At 71.5% G+C, this 10,819-nt stretch carries 7 protein-coding genes; 6 read left to right on the forward strand and 1 reads right to left on the reverse strand.

Annotated features, from left to right (window positions below; all coding sequences use genetic code 11):
- Position 1: 1 nt before the first annotated feature.
- The 5 genes from ABD346_RS31065 to ABD346_RS31085 all read left to right on the forward strand — a co-directional run bounded on the left by ABD346_RS31065 (position 2) and on the right by ABD346_RS31085 (position 7,715).
- Positions 2-610: a DJ-1/PfpI family protein gene (locus ABD346_RS31065; RefSeq protein WP_344379399.1), complete on the forward strand. Its 609-nt coding sequence runs from the start codon at positions 2-4 to the stop codon at positions 608-610.
- Positions 607-2,640, forward strand: coding sequence for an alpha-1,4-glucan--maltose-1-phosphate maltosyltransferase (locus tag ABD346_RS31070; protein ID WP_344379400.1), 2,034 nt, complete (start codon positions 607-609; stop codon positions 2,638-2,640). Before ABD346_RS31065 ends, ABD346_RS31070 begins: the two co-directional genes overlap by 4 nt.
- A complete protein-coding gene (locus tag ABD346_RS31075; RefSeq protein WP_344379401.1) occupies positions 2,637-4,106 on the forward strand; it encodes a maltokinase N-terminal cap-like domain-containing protein in 1,470 nt (489 codons plus the stop codon). Before ABD346_RS31070 ends, ABD346_RS31075 begins: the two co-directional genes overlap by 4 nt.
- Positions 4,107-4,168: 62 nt before the next feature.
- Positions 4,169-6,364: a 1,4-alpha-glucan branching protein GlgB gene (gene glgB, locus ABD346_RS31080; protein ID WP_344379409.1), complete on the forward strand. Its 2,196-nt coding sequence runs from the start codon at positions 4,169-4,171 to the stop codon at positions 6,362-6,364.
- Positions 6,357-7,715, forward strand: a complete 1,359-nt coding sequence (locus tag ABD346_RS31085; protein WP_344379402.1) for a phosphohexomutase domain-containing protein — start codon at positions 6,357-6,359, stop codon at positions 7,713-7,715. Before glgB ends, ABD346_RS31085 begins: the two co-directional genes overlap by 8 nt.
- On the opposite strand, the gene ABD346_RS31090 is transcribed toward ABD346_RS31085, so the two are convergent.
- Positions 7,693-9,048, reverse strand: coding sequence for a helix-turn-helix domain-containing protein (locus tag ABD346_RS31090; RefSeq protein WP_344379403.1), 1,356 nt, complete (start codon positions 9,046-9,048; stop codon positions 7,693-7,695). The genes ABD346_RS31085 and ABD346_RS31090 overlap by 23 nt on opposite strands.
- A 464-nt stretch (positions 9,049-9,512) precedes the next feature.
- On the opposite strand from ABD346_RS31090, the gene glgA reads away from it, so the two are divergent.
- A complete protein-coding gene (gene glgA / locus ABD346_RS31095; RefSeq protein ID WP_344379404.1) occupies positions 9,513-10,709 on the forward strand; it encodes a glycogen synthase in 1,197 nt (398 codons plus the stop codon).
- The last annotated feature ends 110 nt before the right edge of the window (positions 10,710-10,819 follow it).

A 10,819-nucleotide genomic window follows, 5' to 3' on the forward strand; every position in this document is an offset into this window, starting at 1 on the left:
CGTGCGACTCACCGGCCACAAGATCGCCGTCCTGATGGAGAGCGACTTCTACGAACCGGAGATCCTCTACTACCAGCACCGCTTCCCCGAAGAGGGCGCCGAGGTGCACTTCCTGACCCGGCTGTGGGGCCAGGACTCGATGACCTTCACCGGGCACGAGCACCGGATGCCGTTCGAGGTGTCCCGCTCCTTCGAGGACATCGACGAGTTCGCGCTCAAGGAGTTCTCCGCCGTGATCGTGCCCTCCGGCATGGTCTCCGACCGGCTGCGCTACACCGAGGACCCCGACCGGCTGCCGCCCGCGTCCACGTTCCTGCGCCGGGCGTTCAACGACCCGGCGATCGTCAAGGGCATCATCTGCCACGGCATGTGGCTCGCGGCCCCCGTCCCCTCCCTGGTGCGCGGGCGGCGCGCGGTCGTCCACAACAACCTGCTCGGCGACCTGCGCAACATGGGCGGCGAGTACGTCGACCAGGACGTCGTCGTCCACGACGACCTGGTCACCGCGCGGACCGGCGCCCACTGCCACCTGTTCGCCCGCACCATCATCGACCTGCTCGCGAACCGGGAGCGCCCGGTGCGCGGGGCCGCCGTGAGGAGCGCGCGATGACCTCCATGACCTCCGCACGTGCCGCGATGCCGACCGCGCCCCGGGGCGCCCGCATCCCGGTCCTCGACGTCACGCCGCAGGTGCGGGGTGGCGAGGTGCCCGCCAAGGCGGTGACCGGTGAGAGCGTCACCATCGGCGCCACCGTCTTCCGCGAGGGCAGCGGCCTCGTCGGCGCCAACGTCGTGCTCCGCGACCCGGCGGGACGGCCGGGACCCTGGACGCCGATGGCACTCGTCGACGCCGACGCCGACCGCTGGGAGGCCACCGTCGTCCTGGACGCCGCCGGACTCTGGACCTACACCGTGGAGGCCTGGGCCGACCCCGTCGGCACCTGGCGCCGCGACGCACAGCTGAAGATTCCCGCCGGGGTCGATGTGGAGCTGATGCTCGCCGAGGGGGCCCTGCTGCACGAGCGGGCCGCCCTCGCGATCCCGGACCCGGACCGCCGGGAGGCGGTGACAGCGGCAGCGGGGGCGCTGCGCGACGAAGCGAGCCCCACCCCCCGTCGGCTCGCCGCGACCACCGACCCGAAGGTGATCGCCGCGCTGGACGCCCGTCCGCTGCGTGAACTGGTCACCGCCTCCCGGCCGCTGCACCTCCTCGTCGAGCGCCGGCGCGCCCTCGTCGGCTCCTGGTACGAGCTGTTCCCGCGCTCCGAGGGGGCAGTGCTCACCCCGGGGAGGCCGCCCGTCAGTGGCACGTTCAGGACCGCCGCCGAGCGCCTTCCGGCCGTCGCCGCGATGGGCTTCGACGTGGTGTACCTGCCGCCCGTCCACCCCATCGGACGCAGCCACCGCAAGGGCCCGGACAACGCGCTCACCGCGGGCCCCGACGACGTGGGCTCGCCCTGGGCGATCGGCTCCGCCGACGGCGGCCACGACGCCGTCCACCCGGCGCTCGGCACCCTCGACGACTTCCGTCAATTCGTCCTCAGGGCACAGGAGTTGGGTCTGGAGGTGGCACTGGACTTCGCGCTCCAGTGCTCGCCCGACCACCCCTGGCTCACCGAGCACCCCGAGTGGTTCACCCACCGCGCGGACGGCACCATCGCCTCCGCCGAGAACCCGCCGAAGAAGTACGAGGACATCCACCCCCTCGACTTCGACACCGACTTCGAGGGCCTTGTCGCCGAGACCGTACGGATCCTGCGGCACTGGACCGCCCAGGGCGTCCGCATCTTCCGCGTCGACAACCCGCACACCAAACCGGTCGCCTTCTGGGAGCGCGTCATCGCAGCGGTCCGTACGACCGACCCCGACGTGGTCTTCCTCGCCGAGGCGTTCACCCGCCGGGCCATGGTGCACGCCCTCGCCCAGGCCGGCTTCCAGCAGTCGTACACCTACTTCACCTGGAAGAACACCAAGGAGGAGCTCACCGAGTACGGCGCCGAACTCGCCCAGGACAGTGCCGACTTCCTTCGGCCCAACCTGTTCGTCAACACCCCCGACATCCTGCATGCCTACCTCCAGAACGGCGGCAGGCCCGCCTTCGAGGCGCGCGCGGTGCTCGCCGCGACCCTCGCGCCGACCTGGGGCATGTACGCGGGCTACGAGCTGTGCGAGGGCGAGGCGCTCGCGGCGGGCACCGAGGACTACGCCCGCTCCGAGAAGTACGAGCTGCGGCCCCGCGACTGGGCAGCCGCCGAGGCAGAGGGCCGCACCATCGCGCCGCTGATCACCCGCCTCAACGAGCTGCGCCGCACCCACCCCGCCCTCCAGGAGCTCAAGAACCTGCGCTTCCACCCCACCGACCACGATCAAGTCCTGGCCTATTCCAAGCAGTTGAGGCTCCCGGACGGCACCAGCGACACCGTCCTCGCGGTCGTCAACCTCGACCCGCACCACGCGAGCGAGGCCACCGTCTCCTTCGACCTCGCCGCACTCGGCCTGCCCGAGGACGGCTCCCTGAAGGTGCGCGACGAACTCACCGGCGAGCTCCACACCTGGCACCCACACACCTACGTACGCCTGGAGCCGTCGGATACCCCCGCGCATCTGCTGACCCCGCTCGCCGACGGGCCGACGCCATGAGCGTCACCGCCACCGAGCCGGGCATCCTGGCCCCGCTGCTGCCCGCCCTCGAACCGTGGCTGGTCACCCGCCGCTGGTTCGCGGGCGGCGGCGGGCCCCTCGTCGAACTCACCCCGGTCGCCGTCACCGTCGTACGCGAACAGGCCCCGGCGCTGGTCCACGCCGTGCTCCGGGCCCGCCACGGCGGTGGCCCCGAGCGGCTCTACCAGCTCCTGCTCGGGCTGCGCCCGGACCTCCCCGCGCGCCTCGCCCCGTCCGCCATCGCCGAGGTGCCGGACGGGCCCTGGTGCGGCTGGACCCTGTACGAGGCCGTCGAGGACCCGGCGCTGCTCGGGGTGCTCCTGCGCACCCTGGCCCTGCGCGACGGCACCGGCGGGCCGCGCCTCGTCCGCACCTCCGCACTGCCCCTGCCCGTCGGCCTCGTACCCCGGGCGCTGACCGCCGAGCAGAGCAACAGCACAGTGGCGTACGGCGACCGGCTGCTGCTCAAGCTGTACCGGCGGCCGGAGCCGGGCCCGCACGCCGAGATCGACGCCCTGCGCGCCCTCACCGAACAGCGCTGCACCCGCACGCCCCGCCTCCACGGCGCGCTGCACACCGACGCGCCGGGCGGCGAGGGCCTGGTGCTCGGCCTTCTCGAAGACTTCCTGCCCGCCGAGGCCGACGGGTGGGAGAGCGCGGTGCGGCACGCCGCCGACTGCATCGAGGGCAGCTGCCGCACCATCCCCGCGACCGGCGGCTTCACCGCACACGCCCGCACCCTCGGCCAGGCGGTCGCCGAGGTCCACACCGCGCTCGCCGAGGCGTTCCCGCGCCATCTGCTCGGGCCGGGCGCGGTGGCCGACGATGCCGCGCACATGAAACGCCGCCTGGCCGAAGCCGTCGACGAGGTGCCTGCGCTCGCCCGCTACCGCACCGCGCTCGGCGCCCTGTACGAGGACTACGCGGCCATGGCCGCACGCGGCTGCCCGATGCTGGCCCAACGCACGCACGGCGACCTGCACCTGGGGCAGGCGCTGCGCACCGCAGACGGCTGGCGGATCATCGACTTCGAGGGCCAGCCCGCCACCCCCGCCGCCGAACGGACCCGGCCGCAGTCCGCGCTGCGCGACGTCGCCTCCATGCTGCGCTCCTTCGACNTGCGCGACGTCGCCTCCATGCTGCGCTCCTTCGACTACGCCGCCCGCACCGCCCTCGCCGACGTGCACGAACGGTCCGCCGAGGAGGGCCCCGGCCCCCGGCTGCGGCGTACCCGGCGGGCGTACGCCTGGGCCGTCCGCAACCGCCGTGCCTTCTGCGACGGCTACCGCGACGCGGGCGGCGCCGACCCCTACTGCCGGCCCGTGCCGCTGCGCGCCTTCGAGGCGGACAAGGCGGTGTACGAGGCGGTCTACGAGGCGCGGCACCGCCCGGCCCTGCTGCCCGTTCCGCTGGCCGCGATCCACCGGCTCACGGGCTCCCGCTGACCCACCGGACATCCCTGAAAGGACCCCAACCCGTGCTCCAGACCCGGCACTTGACGACCCACATGGCCGACGCCGAGCTCGACCGGCTGCTCGCGGGGGCGCACCACGACCCGCACGGCGTGCTCGGCGCGCACCCGGTCGCGGACGGTGTCGCGGTCAGGGCGCTGCGCCCGCTCGCCCGCAGCGTGACGGCGGTCACCGCGGACGGGGCCCGGGTCGAACTCACCCACCAGCGCGACGGGTTGTTCACCGGCCTCCTTCCGGGCGCCGCGGTGCCCTCCTACCGGCTCCACGTCACCTACGGCGAGCGCGAGGAGAGCCACGAGGACGGCTACCGCTTCCTGCCCACCCTCGGCGACCTCGACCTGCACCTCATCACGGAGGGTCGGCACTGGGAGCTGTGGCAGGCGCTCGGCGCCCGGGTCCGCACCCTTGAAGGCGTCACCGGCACCGCCTTCGCGGTGTGGGCTCCCAACGCCCAAGGGGTGCGTGTCATCGGCGACTTCAACGGCTGGAACGGCGTCGCGCACCCCATGCGCTCGCTCGGCTCCAGCGGCGTATGGGAGCTGTTCGTGCCGGACGCCGGGCCCGGCACCCGCTACAAGTACGAGATTCACACCCGTGACGGCCGCATGCTCCAGAAGGCCGACCCGCTGGCCCGCGCCGCCGAGTGCCCGCCCGCGACCGCCTCCGTCGTCCACGCGTCCGCGTACGTCTGGGGCGACGCCGAGTGGATGGCCCAGCGGGGCGGCGAGGACTGCCGGCAGCGTCCCCTGTCGGTCTACGAGGTCCACATTCCGTCATGGCGACCTGGTCTGACCTACCGTCAGCTTGCCGAGGAATTGCCGAAATACGTCGCCGGCCTGGGGTTCACGCATGTGGAGCTCATGCCGGTGATGGAACATCCCTTCGGCGGCTCCTGGGGCTACCAGGTGACCGGCTACTTCGCCCCGACCGCGCGCCTGGGCACCCCCGACGACTTCCGCTACCTCGTGGACGCGCTGCACGGCGCCGGGATCGGGGTCATCGCGGACTGGGTGCCGGCCCACTTCCCGAAGGACGAGTTCGCCCTTTCCCGATTCGACGGCGAACCCCTTTACGAACCCGCCGACACCCGGCGTGCCCATCATCCGGACTGGGGCACCCTGGAATTCGACTACGGCCGACGCGAGGTACGCAACTTCCTTGTCGCCAACGCCGTCTACTGGTGCACCGAATTCCATGTCGACGCGATACGCGTGGACGCGGTCGCCTCGATGCTCTACCTGGACTATTCCCGGGAGGAGGGCGGCTGGAGCCCCAATGAGCACGGCGGACGGGAAAACCTGGCCGCCGTCGCCTTCCTCCAGGAAATGACCGATACTGTGCGCCGCCGCGCCCCGGGCGCCCTCACCATCGCCGAGGAGTCGACGTCCTGGCCGGGCGTGACCCGGCCCACCTACGAGGTCGGCCAGGACGGATTCGGCGGGCTCGGTTTCGACCTCAAGTGGAACATGGGCTGGATGCACGATTCGCTCGGCTATGTCGCCCGCGACCCGGTCCACCGCGCGTATCACCACGACGAGTTGACCTTCTCGATGGTGTACGCCTACAGCGAGGCGTTTGTGCTGCCCCTCTCACACGACGAGGTGGTGCACGGCAAGCGATCGCTGGTCGCGAAGATGCCGGGGGACTGGTGGCAGCAGCGCGCGAATCTCCGCGCCACTCTCGGTTACATGTGGGCCCATCCGGGAAAGCAACTCCTTTTCATGGGCCAGGAGTTCGCGCAGGGTGAGGAATTCGACCACGATCGCGGGCCGCAGTGGTGGGTCCTCGACGAGGACTGGCCCGGCCATGCCGGCCACCGCGGCATCCGCTCCCTGGTCAGTGATCTGAACCAGGTCTACACCGCGACCCCCGCCCTGTGGGAGCTCGACTGCGACCCGTCGGGCTTCTCCTGGATCGACGGATCCCGGTCCGAGGACAACGTCCTGTCCTTCGTGCGGTACGACGCCGAAGGCCGCCCCCTGGTCGTCGTCTGCAACTTCTCCCCGGTGGTCCGCACCGGCTACCGCATCGGCCTTCCCGACGCCGCCGCGTGGACGGAGGTCCTCAACAGCGACGCCGAACGCTACGGCGGCAGCGGCGTGGTGAACCCCGGCGTCATCGCGCCCGAGCCGGTGCCCTGGCACGGCCGCGCCCGGAGCGCCGCCCTCACCCTGCCCCCGCTGGCCACCTTCTGGCTCCGCCCGAACCCCCAGGAGAGCGACGATGAGTGAGGTACGCGGCACGGCCGAGCGGATCGTCGGGACGTACGGCATCCGCGGCCGGGTCCCCGACGAGCTGGACCTGGGCGGCGCCTATCGGACCGGCGCCGCCTTCGCCCTGCTCACCGGGGCGCCCGTGGTCGCGGTGGCGCACGACCTGCGCGGCTCCTCGCCGGCGCTCGCGGACGCCTTCGCCCAAGGGGTGCTCGACCAGGGTGCGGACGTCCTCGACGCCGGCCCCGGACCGGCCGACTGCCTGACCTATCTGTCGGGGAAGCTTGAGGTGCCCGGCGCTCTGGTCACTTCGGGCCACGGCCCCGGCGCGCCCCACGGCATCCGGCTGTGCCGGGCCGGCGCGGTGACGGTCGCCGAGGGCACGGGGCTCGAAGCGATCAGGGAGCGGCTCACGGGGCCCCGCCCGCCGATGGCGGACGAGCCCGGCTCCACGGTCGCCGCGCCGGTCCTCGACGAATACGCGCGGCATCTGCGCTCCCTGGTCGACCTCACCGGCATCCGGCCGCTGAAGGTGGTGGTCGACGCGGCCCACGGCATGGCCGCGCTCACCGCACCCCGGGTGCTGCACCCGGCGGTGGAGCTCGTGCCCGTACGGTTCCCGGGCACCGACGAGCGGTCACGGCAGGAAAGCCGGGACCTGGGGGAGTGGGTGCGGCGTACGGGAGCGGACCTGGGGCTCGCCTTCGACGCGGGTGCGGACCGCTGCCGCGCCGTGGACGAGCGGGGCGCGGCCGTCCCGCCCGCCGCGGTCATCGGGCTCGTCGCGGCGCGCGAACTCGCCCGGCGGCCCGGCGCCGCCGTGGTCCACGACCTCGTCACCTCGCGCTCCGCCATCGAGGCGGTCGAGGCGGCCGGCGGCATCCCGCTGCGCTGCCGGGTCGGGCGCGCGGCCATCCGCTCCCTCATGGCCGAACAGGGCGCGGCCTTCGGCGGCTCGCACTCGGGCCGCGCCTACTTCCGCGACTTCTGGTGCGCGGACTCGGCCATGCTCACGGCCCTGCACCTGGTCGCGGAGCTCGGCCACTCGGGCCGCAGGCTCTCGGAACTGGCCGCCGGCCACGACCGCTACCCGGGCTCCGGCGAGATCGGCATCCGGGTCGAGGACCCCGTGGCGGCCCTGCACCGCGTCACCGCGCACTTCGCGGCCACCGAGGCCGAACTCGACCACCTCGACGGCGTCACCGGGGAGTTCGGCGACGGCTCCTGGTTCAACGTACGGGCCGCCCGCACGGTCCCCTTGGTACGCATCCACGTGGAGGCCGAGACCCCGGCCGCGATGGAGGCGCTGCGCGACCGGGTGCTGGGTGTGGTGACGGGGTCGGCGGCTAGCGCGACGCCTGCTCGCTGAGGACGTCGCGCAGGTTGGGCGTGGGCTGGAAGCCAGTCGCCGACAGGGCCGCGTCGTAGGCTGCGAGGGCCTGCTTGGCGTGGCCCTCGTCCTTCCAGAGGTCGCCGATCCGGCGCCAGTACGCCGCGGTCTCGTACGAGGCGGGGAAGTGCCGCAACTGACGCGTGGCGGCTTCGAGTACTTGCTTGCCGAGGTCATTCTCCCGCCGCAGGAAGTGCAACTGGGCGAGGGCGGTACGGGCGGCGACCGCGAGGACGCGGGGTTCGCTGCCGAGGAGGCCGAGAGCGCGTTCCGCGTGTGCGGTCGCCTCGGTCCAGTTGCCCAGCGCGGTATCGGCCTCGGCCAGATGGAGTTCGCAGCGCGCGAGCTCGTCGGCATTGCCGGTCTCCGCGAGCGACTGCTGCGCCCCCTCCAGGAGGTCTTTGGCTCGGCCGAGGTCCCCGGACTCGGTCTGCAGCAGCAACCACCCGTAGTTCATCTTGAGCATGGCGACATGCCGGATGTTGTCGTCCTCGGCCATCATCGCCAGCGCCCGCTCGATCAGGGCGAGGGCCTCGGTGAGCTGTCCGCGCGACTGGGCGACCAGGCCCGCGTTCCAGTACACCGCGCCCCGCGCGGCCCGCGCACCTTGCTTCTCGGCGATGGGGATGAGGCGCTGAGCGAGCAAATGCGCGCGGGTGTGGTCGCCTCGATGCCGATAGGAGCCCATGAGGGTCGAGCCGAGCTGGACGTGATCGACTGTCACATCCAGCCCCAATGAGTCCAGCTTGCTCATGGCCCGCTCACCGATCTCGATGCTGACCGTGATGTCGCCCATGTTGCGGTAGCAGCGGCACAGCGCCACCGCGGTACGGCACCACTCGTCCGAGCCAGCCGCCAGCGCGCGGTCGGCGAAGATCTCCTCAAGGAGGGGGATCGCGGCCTCCAGGCGCCCGAGCTTCTCGAGCGCGGATGCCTGGCCCATGCGGGCGCGTCGCTTCATGGCGGCATCCAGCGGCAGCGAGCCGCCGAGCAGCTCGCTGAAGGTCTGCAGCGCCTCGCCGTCGGCGCCATTGCGCAGGGCCATGTCACCGAAGGCCAGCTTGAGCCTGGCCTCCTCCATCTCGTGCTGGTCGCGGCCGGTGCGCAGATATTCGGCGGAGCAGCCCAGCTTGTCCGCCAGCGTGCCGAGCACCGTGTCGGACGGCGCCCGCTTGCCGGACTCGATCAGCGACACGTAGCTGGTGGAGATCTCTTCGGACGCGAGGTCCTGCTGTTTGAGTCCGCGCCGGACCCGGAGCTCCCGGATGCGCTGCCCGAGGCCGACGGGAGAAGAAGGCTCAGAGTGATCCACGGCGACTCCTTGAGCAACGGTGCTTGACTCAGATCATTACAGGTGATGCTACCCGCAAGTCAGGCGCCTGCAAGCGTCCGCGTCACGTTTTTTGAGGTCTACAGGGCGCAGTTTGGCTGCTTTCGTGCTCCAGCGCCGGGGCAGATTCGGAATTCTATCCTCCGTAACGACCAAGATCACGTATTGCCCAACCTATACTTGACTGAAAAGGTCACGCCTGATTGACTCGTCTAGTCAAATTGAGTTGTCCAAGTGGGGGATATTTCAATGGGGTCGAAGGGATTGTGGCTGATCATCGTCGCAATGTTCTCGATAGGGGTAATTCTCAGCGGGGCTATGGTGTTCACATCGGGCCCCTCTCTGATATCGCCTGCCGTCGGTCGCGCTGGCATGGCGACGCCAAACTCGATAACGGGAGGCTGCTGCTGAACCGCCTCGTGGGTCGTACGACGAAAGGAGAGGGAATGCGCATCGATCTACTCACCCGTGAATACCCGCCCGAGGTCTACGGCGGAGCCGGCGTTCACGTGGCCGAGCTGACGCGGGGGCTGCGCCGGCTCGCCGACGTACAAGTGCGCTGTCTGGGAACGGCCAGAACGGAACCGGGCGTTGACGCATACGAGCCACCGGCTCGCCTCGCCGCGGCGGACGCCGCGCTGGGATTCCTCGGGGCGGACGCGGCGATGGCCGCCGACTGCGCCGGAACGGACGTCGTGCACAGCCACACCTGGTACGCGAACATGGCCGGGAACCTCGCAAGCCTGCTGCACGGCGTGCCGCACATCATGACGCTGCACAGCCTGGAGCCGCTGCGGCCCTGGAAGGCCGAGCAACTCGGCGGCGGATACGCCCTGTCGTGCTGGATGGAACGCACGGCCGCACAGTCCGCCTCGGCTCTGATCGCCGTGTCGGCGGCGATGCGCGACGACATCCTGCGCGTCTACCCCGACGTCGACCCCGAGCGGGTGCACGTCATCCACAACGGCATCGACCCCGAGGCCTACCGGCCCGACCCGCGCCCGGACGCACTGGAGCGGTACGGCATCGACCCGGACCTGCCCATAGTGCTGTTCGTCGGCCGCGTCACCCGCCAGAAGGGGCTGCCGCACCTGCTGCGGGCCGCGTTCGGCCTGCGCTCGGACGTCCAGCTGGTGCTGTGCTGCGGACAGCCCGACACGCCCGAGATCGCCGCCGAGGTCGCGGAACTCGTCGAGGAACTGCGCACGGTACGCGACGGGGTCTTCCGCATCGACGGGATGCTGGACCAGGACTCGGTGCGTCAACTCCTCACCCACGCAACGGTGTTCGTGTGCCCCTCGGTGTACGAGCCGATGGGCATCGTGAACCTGGAGGCGATGGCCTGCGGCACCCCGGTCGTGGCTTCCGCGGTCGGCGGGATCCCCGAGGTCGTCGACGACGGGGTGACCGGGCTGCTCGTCGCGTTCGAGGCGCGGGACGACGCCACGGGCGAGCCGGTCGATCCTGACAAGTTCGCTGCGGGCCTCGCCGAAGCCGTCAACGACCTGATCGAGGACCGGGGCCGGGCCGCCGCACTCGGTGCCGCGGGCAGGGCGCGGGCGGTGGAGCACTTCTCGTGGGACAAGGTGGCCGAGCGGACTCTGGAGGTCTACCGCGAGGCGGTCTCGGCCCACCGGGTGTGAACTCCCGGAGCCCGTGTCCGATCCGGACGGGGTACGGACGCGGGCTCTCACTGAGCGTTTGGTGCTGTTTCACTGCGATCCATGGCGGTTTGGTGATGCCGGCGGATTGA

The sequence above is a fragment of the Streptomyces mauvecolor genome, from assembly GCF_039532965.1.
GTDB lineage: Bacteria > Actinomycetota > Actinomycetes > Streptomycetales > Streptomycetaceae > Streptomyces > Streptomyces violascens.